This is a genomic window from Pseudomonas inefficax (assembly GCF_900277125.1).
In the GTDB taxonomy this organism is placed as follows: Bacteria; Pseudomonadota; Gammaproteobacteria; order Pseudomonadales; family Pseudomonadaceae; genus Aquipseudomonas; species Aquipseudomonas inefficax.
The window spans coordinates 1-16,929 of sequence record NZ_OPYN01000156.1 but is presented as its reverse complement, the minus strand read 5'-3'; the positions used below and the strand labels follow the sequence as shown (position 1 = coordinate 16,929).

Annotated in this window: 15 protein-coding genes; 12 read left to right on the top strand and 3 right to left on the bottom strand. The window is 63.8% G+C overall.

What is annotated here, in order from left to right; genetic code table 11:
* Window positions 1-5 precede the first annotated feature (5 nt).
* From JV551A3_RS18070 to JV551A3_RS18025, 10 genes are all read left to right on the top strand, one after another.
* A complete protein-coding gene (locus JV551A3_RS18070) occupies window positions 6-1,793 on the top strand; it encodes an ABC transporter ATP-binding protein (protein ID WP_133974010.1) in 1,788 nt (595 codons plus the stop codon).
* 205 nt (window positions 1,794-1,998) lie between these two features.
* Window positions 1,999-3,633, top strand: coding sequence for an ABC transporter substrate-binding protein (locus JV551A3_RS18065; protein ID WP_133974008.1), 1,635 nt, complete (start codon window positions 1,999-2,001; stop codon window positions 3,631-3,633).
* Window positions 3,630-4,616: an ABC transporter permease gene (locus JV551A3_RS18060; RefSeq protein WP_112253239.1), complete on the top strand. Its 987-nt coding sequence runs from the start codon at window positions 3,630-3,632 to the stop codon at window positions 4,614-4,616. The genes JV551A3_RS18065 and JV551A3_RS18060 overlap by 4 nt, the downstream gene beginning before the upstream one ends.
* Complete coding sequence (locus JV551A3_RS18055) at window positions 4,613-5,476, top strand: ABC transporter permease (protein WP_133974007.1); 864 nt, start codon at window positions 4,613-4,615, stop codon at window positions 5,474-5,476. Before JV551A3_RS18060 ends, JV551A3_RS18055 begins: the two co-directional genes overlap by 4 nt.
* Entirely contained in the window at window positions 5,473-7,185 is a 1,713-nt protein-coding gene (locus tag JV551A3_RS18050; RefSeq protein ID WP_133974005.1) for a dipeptide ABC transporter ATP-binding protein, read from the top strand. The genes JV551A3_RS18055 and JV551A3_RS18050 overlap by 4 nt, the downstream gene beginning before the upstream one ends.
* Window positions 7,186-7,416: 231 nt before the next feature.
* Window positions 7,417-8,628 carry an acyl-CoA dehydrogenase family protein gene (locus JV551A3_RS18045; protein WP_133974003.1) on the top strand — a complete coding sequence of 404 codons (1,212 nt, stop codon included), beginning with the start codon at window positions 7,417-7,419 and terminating at the stop codon, window positions 8,626-8,628.
* Complete coding sequence (locus JV551A3_RS18040) at window positions 8,625-10,007, top strand: MFS transporter (protein WP_133974001.1); 1,383 nt, start codon at window positions 8,625-8,627, stop codon at window positions 10,005-10,007. The genes JV551A3_RS18045 and JV551A3_RS18040 overlap by 4 nt, the downstream gene beginning before the upstream one ends.
* Window positions 10,008-10,165: 158 nt before the next feature.
* Window positions 10,166-11,176, top strand: coding sequence for an aldo/keto reductase (locus tag JV551A3_RS18035; protein WP_133973999.1), 1,011 nt, complete (start codon window positions 10,166-10,168; stop codon window positions 11,174-11,176).
* A gap of 72 nt (window positions 11,177-11,248) precedes the next feature.
* A complete protein-coding gene (locus JV551A3_RS18030) occupies window positions 11,249-11,659 on the top strand; it encodes an SRPBCC family protein (RefSeq protein ID WP_025339872.1) in 411 nt (136 codons plus the stop codon).
* A 270-nt stretch (window positions 11,660-11,929) separates the two neighbouring features.
* Complete coding sequence (locus JV551A3_RS18025) at window positions 11,930-13,120, top strand: Bcr/CflA family efflux MFS transporter (RefSeq protein ID WP_133973997.1); 1,191 nt, start codon at window positions 11,930-11,932, stop codon at window positions 13,118-13,120.
* Window positions 13,121-13,167: 47 nt separating this feature from the next.
* Here the strand turns inward: JV551A3_RS18025 and JV551A3_RS18020 are convergent, their stop codons facing one another.
* Window positions 13,168-13,683 (bottom strand): DUF4880 domain-containing protein, encoded by a 516-nt coding sequence (locus tag JV551A3_RS18020; RefSeq protein WP_133973995.1) that lies wholly within the window; start codon window positions 13,681-13,683, stop codon window positions 13,168-13,170.
* Window positions 13,684-14,118: 435 nt separating this feature from the next.
* The gene (locus JV551A3_RS18015; RefSeq protein WP_112252873.1) at window positions 14,119-14,430 is read right to left on the bottom strand and encodes a DUF6124 family protein; all 312 of its coding nucleotides are present in this window, start codon (window positions 14,428-14,430) and stop codon (window positions 14,119-14,121) included.
* A gap of 130 nt (window positions 14,431-14,560) precedes the next feature.
* Here JV551A3_RS18015 and JV551A3_RS18010 point away from each other — a divergent pair, with 130 nt between their 5' ends.
* Both JV551A3_RS18010 and JV551A3_RS18005 read left to right on the top strand, forming a co-directional pair.
* Window positions 14,561-15,214 carry a LexA family protein gene (locus tag JV551A3_RS18010; protein WP_133973993.1) on the top strand — a complete coding sequence of 218 codons (654 nt, stop codon included), beginning with the start codon at window positions 14,561-14,563 and terminating at the stop codon, window positions 15,212-15,214.
* A 107-nt stretch (window positions 15,215-15,321) separates the two neighbouring features.
* A complete protein-coding gene (locus JV551A3_RS18005) occupies window positions 15,322-15,984 on the top strand; it encodes a LexA family transcriptional regulator (protein ID WP_205125956.1) in 663 nt (220 codons plus the stop codon).
* Between the two features lie 137 nt (window positions 15,985-16,121).
* Here JV551A3_RS18005 and JV551A3_RS18000 read toward each other — a convergent pair.
* Window positions 16,122-16,929 (bottom strand): biotin/lipoyl-containing protein (locus JV551A3_RS18000; protein WP_328592108.1); only part of this gene is annotated, 808 nt, incomplete at its 5' end.

Sequence of the window (16,929 nt, the reverse complement as noted above, 5' to 3'; positions counted from 1 at the left end):
ACACTGTGACATCTACCCACCGCCTGCCCGATGGTTGGGACATCCGTCACCTGCCAGACACCCCGCAGGCCTTCGTTCGCGCATTCATCCTGCGCCACCCGTTGGCCTACTCCGGCATGCTCGCCTTGCAGACCTTCGCCATGGTCTGCGCCGTGCTGGTCCCTTGGCAACTTGGCCATATCACCCGCCTGGTCAGCCAGGGCCTGGACGTGAACCAGGTCGTCACGGCATTGCGCTGGCCGCTGGCGGGTTTTGCCTTGATGCTGGTGCTCGAGATGGTCAGCACGCGTGCCGCCAGTGGCTTGCATATCTACACCGTGCCCCGTCAGCGGCGCGCGGTGACCCAAGCCTTGTTCGCCTACCTGCAACGCCATTCGCATCGCTACATCACCAGCGAGTTCGCCGGGGCATTGGCGCACCGTATCAGCGAGGTCTCGATCGGCACCACTCAGACCCTGGCGATCCTGATCTTCGACCTCATCCCGCTGCTTGTGACCCTGGCCCTGGCAGTCATCCTGCTGGCCACCGCAAACGCCTGGCTGGCGGCATTCATGGGCTTGTGGGCGGTCGGTTTTCTCATGCTGTGCTGGTTCCTGGCCAGGCGCAGTCACCCGCTGGCCCGCGACTTTGCCGCAGCGCGCAGCGTCAGTACCGGCAAGGTGGTGGACGCGGTGACCAACCTCACCAATATCCGTCTGTTCGCCCGCCACCCCTACGAGCATGGCTATTTGGGCAAGTTCCTCGACCGTGAGGTGGTAGCGGCGGACCGCTCGCTCGGTTACATGGAGAAGATTCGCTGGTTGCAGAACAGCTGCGGGGTGCTGCTCAAGCTTGGCATCCTGCTGCTGGCGCTGTGGTTGTGGCAGCGCGGCAGCATCGACATCGCCACCTTCGTAACCGCTACCAGCCTGTCGCTGATGATCATCACCGATGTGGCCGGGCTGTCGCGGCGCTTGCTGGAGTTCTTCGAGGCCATGGGCAATATCGCCAATGGCGTACGCACCCTGGTGCGGCCACACGAGGTACGCGACACGGCCGGCGCAACGTCGTTGAAAGTGGAGCGGGGCGAGGTGCATTTTGCCGACGTGACCTTTGGCTATCACCCCGGGCGGCCGATCTTTCAGCACCTGAACCTGCATATTCCGGCGGGCCAGCGGGTCGGGCTGGTGGGGGCGTCCGGCTCGGGCAAATCGACCTTGCTCGGGTTGTTGCTACGGTTGTACGACGTGGATCAGGGCCAGGTGCTGATCGACGGCCAGGACGTGCGCACGGTGACCCAACATTCGCTGCACGAGCAGGTCGGGCTGATTCCGCAGGAGCCGGGGCTGTTCCACCGCAGTATTCGCGAGAACATCCATTATGGCTGCCTGGAAGCTGGCGACGATGCGTTGGCCGCTGCCATCGACCGGGCCGGTGCCCGGGACTTCATCGAGGCCATGGAGCAGGGCTTTGAATCGCTGGTGGGCGAGCGCGGTGTGAAGCTGTCCGGCGGGCAGCGCCAGCGTATCGCCATCGCCCGAGTGCTGTTGAAGAACGCGCCGATCCTGGTGATGGACGAAGCCACGTCAAGCCTCGACTCGATCACCGAGCGCTATATCCAGGACAAGCTCGACGAGATCATGGACGACAAGACGGTGATCGTGGTGGCACACCGGCTGTCGACCGTGGCGCACCTTGATCGGATCGTGGTGTTCGAGGACGGGCGCATTGTCGAGGATGGCAGCCATGCGCAGCTGCTGGCGCGGCGGGGTTATTACCATCGGCTGTGGAGCCGGCAAGGGGAGGCGGCCTGAGCCCCGCAACGGGCTTGTGAGCGCGGCCTGTCGCCAGCTGGCTGGCGACAGGCCGGAACAGCACTGTTGCCACTCGAACAGCTCTCACACACTTTGCCCCCGCAACAGCACCTGACCCCCGGCAAACTCCAACAAAATCAAGCCCTTGAACCCGGCACAACTCCTGCAACAGGCCTATCGAAGCCCAGTCCTCGCAGGAGCGCCCTTGAACACACCCATCCTCACTCTGATCCCGCTCTGCACCGCACTGGCCTTGCTCGGCTGCGAAAAAGCCGAACAGCATGCCGCGCAAAGCACCCAGCCGCAGCAGGGCGGCACCCTGGTCTATGCCACCGACCGCGAGCCCACCTGTCTGGACCCGCATGTGGCCGGCGACATGCCGCAGGTTTTCGTTGCCCAGCAGTACCTCGATTCGCTGGTGTCAATGGACAGCAACGGCCAGATCGGTCCCTGGCTGGCGACAAGCTGGGAGGTCTCGCCAGATGGCCTGCGCTACACCTTCCACCTGCGCCGCGACGTGCAATTCACCGACGGCACACCGTTCAATGCCGAAGCGGTCAAGGCCAACCTCGACCACATGGCCAACCCCAAGACCCAATCCAGTACCGCCGGTGGCTACATCCGCCAGTACCGCGGCACCAGGGTGCTCGACACCTACACTGCCGAAGTGACTCTGGCGACACCCTATGCGGCGTTCCTCGAAGTGCTGGCCCAGGGCTTTCTCGGCATCCAGTCGCCCACCGCATTGCAACGCAGCCGTGACCAGAACTGCGAAAGCCCGGTTGGCAGCGGGCCGTTCAAGGTGGTGCGCTGGGACCGGCAGAACCAGGTGGAGCTGGTGCGCAACCCGGCCTACAACTGGGCGCCGCCGACCGCACGACACCAGGGCCCTGCGTACCTTGATCGCATCGTCTGGAAGTTCATCCAGGAACCGTCGGTGCGCTTCGCCTCGCTGCAGGCCGGTGAGGTCGACGTGATCGAAGCATTGCCACCAGAGTCGCACGAAGCAGCACGGCGCAACCCGGACGTGGAACTGATCATCGCCCAGCGCCCGGGCAACCCCACCAATGGCACCTTCAACCTGCGCCGGGCACCGTTCGACGACATCCGTGTACGCGAGGCCTTCGTTCGCAGCGCCGATGTCGAGGGCGCGCTGAAAAGTGTGTACTTCGGCGAGTTCCCCCGCGCCGGTGGCCCGTTGAGCCTGGCCACGCCGTTCTACAGCGGTGACTTCGAACGCAGCCAGGACTACGACCCGGCCCGCGCCGCCAGGTTGCTCGACGAGGCCGGCTGGACCGGCCGCGACAGCGAAGGCTACCGCACCAGGAACGGCCAGCGGCTGCGTGCTGTCGTGCTGATCGGCGCGCGCACGCCCCCGTCGGAGCTGACCCTGTGGGAGCAGGTACAGGCCACAACCCGGCAGGCGGGCCTGGAGCTGGTATTGGACCAGATGAGCGATGCCCAGGTCACCGCTCGCCAGGCGGCATGGGACTACGACATCCGCACCGGTTACTGGAACACCAACACCCCTGACGTGCTGCGCATCATCTTCACCACCGCGTTCGTGCAGCCAGCCGGGGTTGGCGGTTATCACCAGAATTCCTCCGGCTACGCCGACCCGGGTTACGACGCGCTGCTCGACAGTGCCCTGGCCACCCAGGACGCGGGCCTGAGGCGCCAGCGCTACTTCCAGGCACAGCAACAGGCCGCCGCGCAGTACCTGCAACTCACCACCTATCCGCAAAGCACGCGCCTGGGTATCTACAAGACCGCCCATGGCGTGCGACTTGAACCTTCGCTGGCGGTGACCTACCTCTATGACGCATGGGTGAACAAATGACTACGACGACACTCGCGGTGACCGACCCGCGTCGCGAACGCCTGGCTGCCCTGGGGCGGCGCGCCGCCATCCGCCTGGCCGGTGGCGTGCTGGTGCTGTGGGCGGTGGCGACCCTGACCTTCTTCGCACTGCGGCTGATGCCGGGTGACCCGGTGCTGGCGATTCTTGGTGGCCCCAGTGGCAACCCGACGCCGGAAGCGATTGAAGCCGCGCGCGTGGAGTACGGCCTCGACAAGCCATTGGCCGTGCAATACGCGTTCTACCTCGGGCGCCTGGTGCAAGGTGACCTGGGGGTGTCCTACTCGCAGCACCTGCCAGTCACCCGTGTGCTGGCGGAGCAGGGCGGGGCGACCTTGGAACTGACCGTCGCCGCCTTGGTGCTGGCCTGGTTGCTGGTGCTGCTGCTGACAGTGGTCACAGCCGGGCGCGGCAGGCTGGTCGGCGGCATCGCCTCGCTGGCGGAAACCCTCAGCGCGGCGCTGCCGCACTTCTGGCTTGGTGTGGTACTGCTGGCGGTATTCGCCTTTGGCCTGCGCTGGTTCCCGCCGGCAGGTAGCGACAGCTTCGCCAGCCTGGTACTTCCGGCGTTTTCCCTGGCGATTCCATTGGCCGGTTTCATTGCCCAGGTCACCCGGGAGTCGCTGGAGCTCACCCTCGATCAACCCTTCGTCCTTACCGCCCGCACACGAGGCCTCAGTGACCTGGCCGTGCGTTTTCGGCATGCCTTGCGCCATGCCTTGCTGCCAGGTGTGTCGCTGTCAGGCTGGGCCATCGGCGCGCTGATCAGTGGTGCGGTGGTGTGCGAGGTGATCTTTTCCCGCAAGGGGGTGGGCCGCCAGCTGTACCAGGCGGTGCAAGCCCAGGACCTGCCGCTGGTGATCGGCATCAGCCTGGTAGTGGCGGCCGGCTATGTGCTGGCGAACATTCTGGTCGACCTGCTGTACCAGTGGATCGACCCTCGGCAGCAGGAGGCTGCAGCATGACAGACCTGACCCATGGCCACGTGCTCGCGCCGTTGCGTTGGCAGCGCCAAGTGAAACTGCCGCCGCTGGGCGCAAGCCTGGCGATCCTGTTCCTGTTCGCATTGCTTCTGGCCGCATTGGCGCCAGGGCTGTTCACCCGCATCGACCCATTGGCCATCGTACCGCGGGAGGCTTTCCAGCCGCCCAGCTGGGCGCACTGGCTGGGCACCGACCAGTCAGGCCGCGACATCTTTGCGCGGGTCATCCACGGCGCACGGCAGAGCCTGCTGATCGGCCTCGCAGCTACGGCCATTTCCATGGTTATCGCCATCGCCCTCGGCCTGCTGGGTGGCCTTGGCGGCGCACGCGTGGACCGTGCGGTGGGCTGGTTGCTGGAGGTGCTGTTCGCCTTCCCCAGCCTGGTGCTGGCGCTGCTGTTCGTGGCGGTGTTCGGCAGCGGTGTCGGCCCGTTGATCGTCGCCACCGGGCTGGGCGGTGCGCCGGGGTACGCGCGCATGGTCCGTGGCCAGGTGCTGGCGGTTCGCAACGCCGGCTACATCGAGGCGGCGCGGGCGCTGGGGCACCCGACTTCGCGTATCGTGCTGCGCCAATTGCTGCCCAACGCCATGCGGCCATTGGTGGTGACGCTGACCATGGGCGTTGGCCAGGCCATCGTCTGGGCCTCGGCGCTGAGCTTCCTCGGCCTGGGCGCGCGGCCGCCGGCGCCGGAGTGGGGGACCATGTTGTCCATGGGGCGCGACTTCATCGCCAATGCCTGGTGGCTCACCTTCTTCCCTGGCCTGTTCATCGTCCTCACCACCCTGGCGACCACCGTGACTGGCCGCTATATCCAACAACGCCTGGAGGGGCGCCTGCCATGAGCGACAAGACCTTGATTGTCGAAGGGCTGAACGTGGCCTTTGATGGCGCCAGCGTGGTCCGTGATCTGTCCTTCACCTTGCTGCCCGGCCGTTGCGTGGCCTTGGTCGGCGAGTCTGGTTCGGGCAAGAGCGTCAGTGCCCGCTGCCTGGTCGGGCTGGCCGGAGGGCGAGCGCAGGTGAGTGCCCGCCGCTTGAGTTTCGCCGGCCACGACCTGCTCGACCTCAGCGAGCGCCAGTGGCGCGCGGTGCGTGGCAAGGATATCGGCTTCGTACTGCAGGATGCGCTGGTATCGCTTGACCCGCTGCGGCCGGTGGGCAAGGAAATTCTCGAAGTGCTGCAGACCCACGGATACGGTGACCGCCACACCCGTACTGCGCGTGTGCATGAGTTGCTCGAGCGGGTTGGCGTACCGGATGTCGAACTGCGTGCTCGCCAGCGCCCCGGGCAGTTGTCCGGTGGCCTGCGCCAGCGTGCACTGATCGCCAGTGCCTTGGCCCTGGACCCCGCACTGGTGATCGCCGACGAGCCGACCACCGCACTGGACGCCACTGTGCAGGCACAGATTCTCGAAGTGTTTCAGCAGATCAAGGCCCGTGGCGCCTCGCTACTGATCATCAGCCACGACCTGGCAGTGGTTGCCCAACTGGCCGATGAGGTGGTGGTGCTGCGCCATGGCGAAGTGGTGGAGCAGGGGCCGATGCAGCAGGTGCTGCGTCAGCCGCGCCACCCCTACACCCAGGCCTTGCTGGCGGCAGTACCGGCCGAGCACCCGCGCGGCAGCCGGTTGTCACCCGAGCGGGTTGGCGTGCGACATGAACCGCGAGCAGTTTCGCACAGCGATGTGCTGCTCGAAGGCCGTGGCCTGGGCAAGCGCTACCTTGGCCCGGATGGGCTGGTGCGCCAGGTGGTGCAGGGTGTCGACTTCAGCCTGCGTGCCGGGCGTACTCTGGGCATTGTCGGCGAGTCCGGCTCGGGCAAGACCACCGTGGCACGCATCGCCCTCGGCCTGCTGCAGCCCGATGAGGGCGAAGTGCTTTATCGCGGGCAACCCTGGAACCGCCCGGCCAACGCCGTGAACGAGGCAGTGCGCAGGCCGTTGCGTCGCGAGATCAGCGTGATCTACCAGGACCCGCTGGGCTCGTTCGATCCGCGTTGGAGCGTGGCGCAGATTCTTGATGACGCGTTGCAGGTAGCTGGTATCGAGGCACCAGCCAGGCCAGCACGTATCGCTGTGCTGCTCAACCAGGTGCGTTTACCGGCAGAACTCGGCCAGCGCAGACCGTTGCAACTGTCGGGCGGCCAGCGCCAGCGGGTGGCAATCGCCCGGGCGATTGCCAGCGAACCCAAGGTGATCATCTGCGACGAGCCGGTGTCGGCCCTGGACGTGTCGGTGCAGGCACAGGTGCTTGACCTGCTGGCCGACCTGCAGGACGAACTTGGCCTGGCCTACCTGTTCATCTCCCACGATCTGGGGGTAATCCGCCATGTCAGCGACGACGTGCTGGTGATGCGCCACGGTCAGGTGGTGGAGCGGGCACCGGTCGAGCAGTTGTTCGAGAGCCCGGCCCACGAATACACCCAGCGATTGCTCGGCGCGGTGCCGCGCCTGCCCGGCAGCGGTGCCGAACTGGTGGTGCCGCCGCTGGACCTGGAACACGAAGCCTTCGACCTGTTCGACGAAACCCGCCTGTGGAAGATCGCGATTTGAAACGTCAAGCCCAGCGCCGAACACCTGTGGGAGCCGCGCTTGCCGGCGATGGGGCGCGAAGCGGCCCCGGCGATTTATGCAACTGCCTTGAAATTGTGGGGCCGCTTCGCGGCCCATCGCCGGCAAGCGCGGCTCCCACAGGGACCGCGCCAGCTTCAGGAAGTTGGCAATACAGCTGCTCCCACAAGGCTCGGGTCGCCTAAACGAAAGATGTACTTAAAGGACTGAACCATGACCACATTTCAACGTTTCCCAACCCAGGCTCCGGCCACCAGCGTCGCAGACCTGAAGGCCCGCATCGTCGCCTTGTTGCCTGCCATCGGCGAAGGTGCCGCACAACGCGAACGCGAACGCCTGTTGCCCCATGAGGCCATTGCCCAGCTTGCGGCAGCCGGGCTTTACACCGTGCGTATCCCCAGGCAGTACGGTGGCCCCGGCGGCAGTGTCAGCGATGTGATCGAACTGCTGCTGCAAATCGCCTCGGTCGACTCCAACGTGGCCCAGGCCCTGCGCCCAGGTTTTGCCTTTGTCGAAGGCCTGCTGGCTTCACAAGCCGAAGGCGCCGAGCAGGAGCGCGAGCGTTGGTTCGCGCGCTATCTGCAGGGGGCGGTGATTGGCAATGCCGGCTGGGAACTGGGCGGTGCCAACGGCGCCATCGCCGCGCGCCTGGTGCGTGAGGGCGATCATTTCCGCGCCAATGGCAGCAAGTTCTACAGCACGGGTGCGCTGTTCGCCGACTACGTCAGTGCCGTTGCCCTTGACGAGGACGAGCAGCCAGTGTCGTTCATCCTGCCGCGTGACCGCGAGGGCCTGGAACTGGTCGACGACTTTGACGCCATGGGCCAGCGCCTGACCGCCAGCGGCACCACCCACTTGCGTAATGTGCGTGTCGAGGCCAGCGATATCCGCACGCGTACCGTGGAGGAGGGCAAGCGCACCATCGTCACGCCGTTCCTGCAGCTGTTCCTGGCCACCGTGCTGGCCGGAATCGCCCGCAATGCGCTGGACGACGCAACCCGCTTCGCCCGCGAGCATGCCCGCCCGATCAAGCACAGCACGGCCAGCCGCTCGGTGGATGACCCCTACGTAGAGCTGTCGGTAGGCGATATTGCCGCCCGCGCATATGGCGCGCAAGCCGTGGTCCTCAAGGCCGCTGCAACCATCGACAAGGCCTGGGCCGCGCAACTGGATGAAGCCGCCGTGGAGCAATCCGCAATCGAGGTGGCGCAGACCCAGTATCTGGTCGCTGAGCTGGCGCTCCAGGCTGCGCAAACGCTGTTCGACGTTGGCGGTGCCTCCACCACCGGCCGCCAGCACAACCTCGACCGCCACTGGCGCAACGCCCGCACAGTCGCCAATCATAATCCGCGCCAATGGAAGGCGGCGGTGGTAGGTGCCTGGCAGCTCAAGGGCACTCGCCCACCTGTCTCGGGGCTGTTTTGACTGCCCAGCCGGCCTTGCTGGCCGGCCATTTGCAAAGCCCCAAGGTCCCGGTGATCATCGGTGCCGCATTGTTCATGGAACTGCTCGACAGCACAGCGGTGATGACCGCCTTGCCGCAGATGGCCGCCGATTTCGGCGAGCCGGGGCTGCGCATGAATCTGGTGGTGTCGTTGTACATGCTTGCCCTGGCCCTTTGCGTGCCGGTCAGCGGTTGGGCTGCCGAGCGCTTTCGCCCGCGCCAGGTCATGTTGGCGGCGATGGGCTTGTTCACCTGTGCCTCACTGGCCTGCGCCCTGGCCGATACGCTCTGGCAACTGTGCCTGGGGCGCATGCTGCAGGGGGCCGCCGGGGCATTGATGACACCGGTGGGGCAGGTGATCATCCTGCGGTGGTCGAGCCGCGAGCAGCTGCTGCAAGCCATGTCCTGGTTGGCCCTGCCGGCACTGGTGGGGCCGCTGGTCGGGCCGTTGCTTGGCGGTTTGCTGGTGACGGTGCTGTCCTGGCACTGGATCTTCCTGGTCAACCTGCCAATCTGCCTGCTCGGTTGCTGGCTGATCCTGCGCCATGTACCGGACTATCCGGCACGGCCGGTGCCACCGCTGGATGTGCGTGGCTTGCTGCTCAGCGGTGGCGCCCTGGCCATGTTGGTGTTCGGCCTGGAAGCGCTGGGGCTGGGGCAGTTGCCGCAGGTCTGGGCCATGGTGCTGGTGGTCGGTGGAGTAGCCTGTGCGTTGGGGTATCTGCTGCACGCGCGACGACACCCCAATCCGCTGGTGGACCTGTCGCTGTTGCGCCTGCGCAGCTTTGGCGTGGCCCAGGCGGGTGGCGGGCTGTTCCGCCTGGGTTCGGCTGCCCAGCCGTTCCTGATCGTGCTGCTGCTGCAGAACTGCCTGGGCTTCAGCCCGTTGGCGGCAGGAGGGCTGGTGGTCAGTGGTGGCGTTGGCGCGCTGCTGATGAAGCTGTTGGCAGTGCCATTGGTGCGGCGCTACGGCTATGGGCGGGTACTCAGTTGCAATGCCGTGCTCAGTGGTATGGGGATTGCCCTGTGCGCCAGTTTCGATCGTGATACCGCTGTGTGGCTGATGGCTACGGTGCTGTTCGCCGCAGGCCTGGTGCGTTCACTGCAGTTCTCGACGTTGGGAGCTGCCAGTTATCAGGACGTCCCCGGTGAGCGTTCGGCGGCGGCCAGTTCGTTGTCGGCGATGTCCGTGCAGTTGACCATGGCCATGTCGGTGAGCCTGGCAGGAGGGGTGTTGGGGATGCTGGCCGGGCTGGATGGGCGTAGCGAAACCTCGGTGGCAGATATCGCCACGGTGATGTTGCTGTGCGCTGTCATGTGCGGGGCTTCTGCGCTGGTGTTCCGGCGTTTGGTGGACTAGTCATTGGCCGGGTGTGCATCAGCCACCCGTTTGTTGAAAGGGTGTTGCGCAAAAGGTCTCAAGTCGTTCGAAATATGACTTGGACGGTCTTGGTGGGTGGCGCATAGGATTGCAGCCACTGGAGTTCACAACCAACTCCCCTCATCAGGAATACGCACATGAACCTCAAATCCCTTATCGCCAACCTACTGGGCTTCGGTACTGCACCGCTGGGCAACATGTTCCGCAACGTACCTGAAGACGAAGTGCAGGCTACCGTCGATGCGGCCTGGAACAACGGCGTGCGCTACTTCGACAGCGCCCCGTTCTACGGTGCCGGCCTTTCCGAAAGCCGCCTGGGCAATGCCCTGGTCGGTCGCCCACGTGACGAGTACGTGCTCAGCACCAAGGTCGGTCGCATCATCCTCGACGAACTGGAAGACCCGGCCGCCCGTGAACTGGGCGAAAAGAGCGGCCTGTTCGAGCACGGTAACCGCAACCGCATCGTCAACGACTACAGCGCCGACGCCACCTTGCGCTCCATCGAAGACAGCCTGCGCCGCCTGAAGACCGACCGCCTGGACATCGTCTGGATCCACGACATCGCCCAGGACTTCTACGGTGACGAGTGGCTGAGCCAGTTCGAAGTCGCCCGCACTGGCGCCTTCCGCGTGCTCTCTCGCCTGCGTGAAGAAGGCGTGATCAAGGCCTGGGGCCTGGGGGTGAACCGCGTCGAGCCGATCGAGCTGACCCTCGACCTGGACGAGCCGCGCCCCGACGGCTTCCTGCTGGCCGGCCGCTACTCGCTGCTGGACCATGACCGCGCACTGCAACGCGTCATGCCGCAAGCGGTGGAGCAGGGTGTAGGTATCGTCGTGGGTGGCCCGTACAGCTCGGGTGTCACCGCCGGCGGCGAGCACTTCGAGTACCAGAAGGCCACCCAGCCTGTTCTTGCCAAGCTCGAGCGCATCCGCGCCGTGGCCCGTGCCCATGGTGTGGATGTGAAGGCTGCCGCCCTGCAGTTCGCCCTGGCCCACCCGGCCGTGGTCTCGGTGATCCCGGGTTCCACCCGTCCTGCGCACGCCAACGAAGACCTCGCCGCCCTGAGCAAGGTGATTCCGATGGCGTTCTGGAACGACCTGCGCCAGCAAGGGCTGATCAACGCCCAAGCCCCGGTACCTAGCGTTTAAACCGACCTTTCAGGGCCGTTCCGCGGCCCTGCCTACCCGAATCAATGGGGCCCACGCCCCGGGAGAATCATCATGGCAACTGCACAAGCTTCCATCACCCTTGCAACCGATGCCAACCGCGTTTGGCAACTGATTGGCGGTTTCGACGCGCTGCCCGACTGGCTGCCGTTCATCCCTGAAAGCGCCCTGAGCGAAGGTGGCCGCGTCCGTACCCTCAAGAGCGTGGCTGGCGATACAATCATCGAGCGCCTGCTGGACTTCAACGAAGCCGGCCGCAGCTACAGCTACACCATCCTCACGGGCCCGGCGCCGGTGCGTGACTACCAGTCGACCCTGCGTGTGGTGGCTGAAGGTAGCGGGTCGCGCGTGGAGTGGTCCGGTTCGTTCGTGCCGGTGGGTATCAGCGATGCTGAGGCAACTGCGCTGTTCGCTGGCATTTATGAAGATGGCCTGGCGGCGCTGAAGAAAGGGCTGGAAGGCTAAGCGGCTTTCTGGAAGGGCTTGCCCGGCGACAGTGTCAGGGCCCGAACCCTGAGACTTCGCTGGGTGCCGGTTATCCAGTCAGCAGAAGCCCAGATAGCACCAGAACCCAACGGTAATAAGCGACAACGGAAAAGCCCTACAACTCTATCGGAAGTTTCGCTGCCTGGTTCGGGTTGTACATCTTCAGGGTGTCGCTACCATCAGGGCTCGGCGCTTCCGTGGAGATTCCAGTGACTATTTCCGGCAATACAAGAAAGCGGGCTTGGTAGCGTGAATCGGCCCTTGGGTTCACCCAGTAACTTTCTGTGCTCGGGCTTGTTGATTCTGTTATGTCTATTGGGTGTATTCCCTCTCGATGTGATCCTGCCGTCATTCCCGGCGCTCGCAGACGAGTTTCGCGTCGAACCACAGCAGATAGCCTACTCGGTGAGCTTCTTTGCGTTTGGTGTCGCCTTGGCGCAATTGGTGATCGGGCCATTGTCAGATGGCATGGGACGCAAGCGGTTATTGCTTGCAGGGCTGGGAGTGTCCATTGCAGGGGCAGTGGGTTGTGTACTTTCAACCCGCTATGAGACGTTCATGGCGTTCCGTTTGCTACAGGCCGTGGGTTGCGGGAGCTTCGTGTTGGGCCAGGCGCTTGTGCAGGACTTGTACAGTGGTAAACAGCGCAATGCCATGCGTATCCTGCTGACCAGCGCAAGTGGGCTGTTCATTTCATTGTCACCGGTCGCAGGCGCTTTTCTCCAACAATCCTTTGGCTGGAAGGGCAGCTTTACGCTATTCGCTTTCATAGCACTGATCGTTTCATGCCTTTCGTTTGCACTGTTGCAGGATACGCCTCCATCGCGACGCCGTATTTCAGGCATGCGCAGCTATTGGGCCATGCTGCATGATACGACCTATCTTGCGCACTCCCTGCTGTCCAGTCTCGCTTTTGCCTGCCATTTCTCCTTCATCGTTGTCGCGCCATTGGCGTTGATGGACAGCCTGGGGCTGACGCCCTATCAATTCTCGGTGGTGTTTATCGGCTATGGGCTTGCGTATATCGCTGGCGGAACAGCCGCGACCTATTTGAACAACCGCGTAAGCCCGCAGGTTCAGATCAAGACGGGATTCCTGCTCATAGCTGCCGGGGGCATCACGTTGTTGATCTGGGAGCAGGTAGCGGGATTGACGGTGGCGGGGCTGCTGCTGCCGATGATCATCTGCACGACCGGGACAATGCTGGTGCGCCCTGCTGCAACGACCCAGGCCTTGGCGCGTTACCCGCAGCAGGCCGGTGCGGCAGCGTCGCTCAACACGACCTTGCTGTTCGCAGGTGGTGGTTTGGCTGGCAGTCTTGTTGCTGGCGTCGAAGGCGCGTTGCCGATGAGCCTGGGGCTTCTGTTCCTGGGGGCGGGTTTATGCGGATGGCTACTGCTTGCATGCCTGACGGAAACGCCAACCAGCACTCGAATTTGATGCCAAACGAGCCATCCGCAGTGAGCACGATAACGGCCTGGTGCTGATCAGGCCCAGACACCGAACAGCACCAACGCCGCAACACCAAGCCCGACTGCAACCGAACACCCGCCAATCGACAGCGCTGCCCGACCTTGCCGGTACCAACCATCCTGGCCTAATCGCCGTGCCGGTGCCAACAGGCTGCGCCAGTGCAATTCCGTGTCATGAAACGCCTGCAAGTTCGCCATGTCCGCATCCAGCCAACGGCGAAAATCGATCCGCTCGCACGCCGTCACCTGTGGGCTCTGCAAGCGCACATACCATTGCCCGGCAACACTCGCCAGCACATCCCGGCGCGAGCGGCCGGCCTGCAGCGCCTGGTCCATGTGCCGCTCGATGCTCGCCAATGGCAGGTCGAGGCGGGCGGCGATGCTGGCGAAGTCCAGCTGGTCGAGGCGGTTGAGCAGGAACACTTGCTGTACGCGCCGCGGCAGGCGCTTCAGCGCGTGCAGCAGGGCATCGTCTGCATGGTGTTCGGCAGCAGGGGTTGGGTGCTCAAGGGGCATCAGCAGACGGGTCATGGACAGCTCCTTGCTCTATAAGGGGAGGGATGGGGGCATCTTCCGTGATGCGTGATCAGCGTAGGACAAACGAGATTGATTCTCAAGTGCTGATTCCGCAAAGTTTTGTAATGAGCGTTCACGCCCTGAAACACCTTTGCTATCATGCGCGCCATCACGATCTTCATTAGCCTGAAGAGCCAAAAAAAAGACCCAGCAAAAAGCCGGGTCAAAAACCGTGATTAGCCTGATGAGGAGATAATCTGAGAGCGACCTAAGCTCCAGGTTATCCAGCGGATCTCGCGATCAGCTGAGTGCAATAATAATCGTTATCATTTGCCAGTCAAATGAATTTTCGCTAATCCGGTAAAAAATTTTTACCGGTGCGCTTCCTTGTCCCGGCAATCGGGGCCTTTGCCGTTACCTGGCCATCACGTTCTCTCCCTTCTTTCCTGCTTACGAACCCGAGCCCACCGAGCGGTTGTGCTCGAGCAGTGCGCGTGCCATGTCCATCATGTGCATCAGCGCGAAGGTCAGCTCGCGCTGGCTACCGTGCTGGTGGGTGGCGGTTTCCTGCGCGGTGGCGGCGGCGCAGCGCAGCAGGGCGATGGCATGCTCCTGGGCTTGGTCTTTGGTTACCCCCTCGTGCAGGGTCCAGATCCTGTTCTCCTGAGTGGGGCGCGGCGGGTTGGGGTTGAGGTAGTAGTCGAGGGCGCGGCGGGCGGCTTCGCTGTCGAGATCTGTTTCGTCGTTTTTCGGTGGTTTCATCGCGATACCTTCTGATTTCCCTTCAAGCACACAGGATTCAGAGGATAGGTCAGTCTGTACTATCTATCTCAAAATAAATAATTCATATTGTGTATTGCTGCGATTAATACAGTCCGTATTGTTGCCGCTCATGGAAAACTGGAACGCATTTCTCAAGCGCTACAAGCGCGAACACAATCTCAGCCAGCTCAAGCTGGCCGAACGCCTGGGCATGACTCAAGGGGGCGTGGGGCATTGGCTGCGTGGTACGCGGCGGCCGACGCTGGAAACCATCAACGAAAAGCTCGAAAAACTTGGGCTGGTGTTTCTGGAAGCCCAAGTCATGGTGGTGGAGCGAGATATCGTGCGCGAATCGCCTGGTCACTATGCGGCCGAGCAGCCGGTTTCGGCAGAGGCACTGCTTTACGCGAGCTTACGCTTTCCGGTGCTGAGTTGGGCTGACTTGCAGGGGACTTTGCCAGAAACAAGCAAGGCCCACGAGCAGACTGACTACATGCCCGCCGGCAATGCGTTCTGGCTAGTGGTGGAAAACGACTCGATGAATGCCGCCAGTGGCAGGAGCATACCTGAGGGTATGCGTGTGCTGGTGGATACTGGCCTGCCGGCTGAGCCAGGCCGGTTGGTAATTGCGCGGCAGCCCGGGCGGCCGGCAGTGTTGCGGCAGTTGGTCGAGGAGGGCGGAGACAGGATGCTCAAACCGCTGAATACGCGTTATCCGACAGTCCTGTGTGAAGACGGCTGCGAATTTCTGGGTGTGGTCGTGCGGGGGCATGGGGTCTTCTAGCTTGCCGGGGGCTGCTGTGCAGCCCTGTCGCGACACAAAGCCGCTCCTACAGCGGCCGCACCGGGTTCGATCGGGAGGCGCGCCTTTGCAGGAGGCTGATGGCAGCGATGAATATGGATAGATGGATTGCCCTGGTCCGTGATCGGATGGAGGAGCTGGGGCTCACTCAAGAACAGCTGGCCGAGCGTGTTGGTGTATCCCAAGGCAGCGTGGGACATTGGGTGAACAAGCGGCGTCAGCCGAAGATCGAGTCGATGAATCGCACGCTTGTCGAGATTGGCATGCCCCATTACAGCGTCAGCTTGCACCTGCGCATTCAGGGGCAGGACGGGGAGCGGAGCGTTTACGATGTGGATGGCACCGATGACGATCTGGACCTCATGCAATACATCGTGTGTTTCCGCTACCCGGTGCTGGGTTGGGATGAGCTAGGTGTTGCAGATGTTACGGAGCCTGGCGTATTCGAACAGACGGACTATCTGGCCCAGGGCAAGGCGTTCTGGCTGACCGTGGAAAACGATGCCATGAGTGCCGTCAGTGGCCGCAGTGTGCCGCAGGGCATGCGGATGTTGGTTGACCCTGGCTTGGAAGCCGAGCCAGGGCGTTTGATTATCGCCCGTCAGCCGGGCAAACCGGCGATTTTCCGTGAGCTGGCCGAGGAAGGTGGGCAGCGGTACCTGAAGGCATTGAACAGCAACTATCCGGCGCTGCTGTGTGAGGATGGCTGCGAGTTTCTGGGGGTGGTCGTGCGAGTACACGGGGCCTTCTAGATTGCCGGGGCTGCTGCGCAGCCCTTTCGCGACACAAGGCCGCTCCCACAGGTACGGTGCATGCCTTGAGGTTGGCGCGGTACTTGTGGGAGCGGCCTTGTGTCGCGAAAGGGCCGCAAAGCGGCCCCCGGGTATCCTCATTCGGTCAGTTCGACCAGCACCGTCCCTTCGCTGACCATATCGCCTTCCTGGCAGAACAACGCCTTCACCGTGCCGCCATGCGGCGCGCGAATGCTGTGTTCCATCTTCATGGCCTCCAGCACCACCAGCGCCGTACCTGCTTCCACCACCTGCCCAGGCTCTACCAGCACGCGCACGATGCTGCCGTTCATGGGCGCGCCCAGGCCGCCCTGGTGGCTGTGGCTGGCCTCGGCCTCGGCAATCGGGTCGAAGGCTTCGATGGCATGCATCTCGCCGTCCCAGTGCAAGTACAGCGTGCCACCGCGGCGGATCGCCAGATGCTGGCGACGCACGCCCGCCTGGTCATGAACCAACTGCTCGCCCAGCAGTTGCCAGGTAGACGCAGCGCTGCGCTCCAGGGCAACCGCCTGGTCCTGCCCGCCACTCATCAGGTGCAGGGTGCTGCGCGCTGGCAGGCCCAGGCGCAGGCCGTTGCGTTCGGCCCACGGCGAATTGTGGTCGTCGTCCCGCTGATGTGCGGCTTGGCCCTGCAGCCAGGCCTCGGCCGCCGCTTCCCAGAAGCCTGCGGGCAGCGCTTGAGGCGCGGGCAGCAAAACCTCCTGGTGACGCGGAATGAAGCCGGTATCCAGTTCGGCTGCAGCAAACGCCGGGTGGGCGAGAATGCGCCGCAGGAAGGCGATGTTGGTCTTCAGCCCGCCAATGGCAAACTCGTCGAGCATGGCCAGCAAGCGCAGGCGCGCCTGTTCGCGGTCTTCGCCCCAGGCGATCAGCTTGCCCAGCATCGGGTCGTAGAACGGCGACACC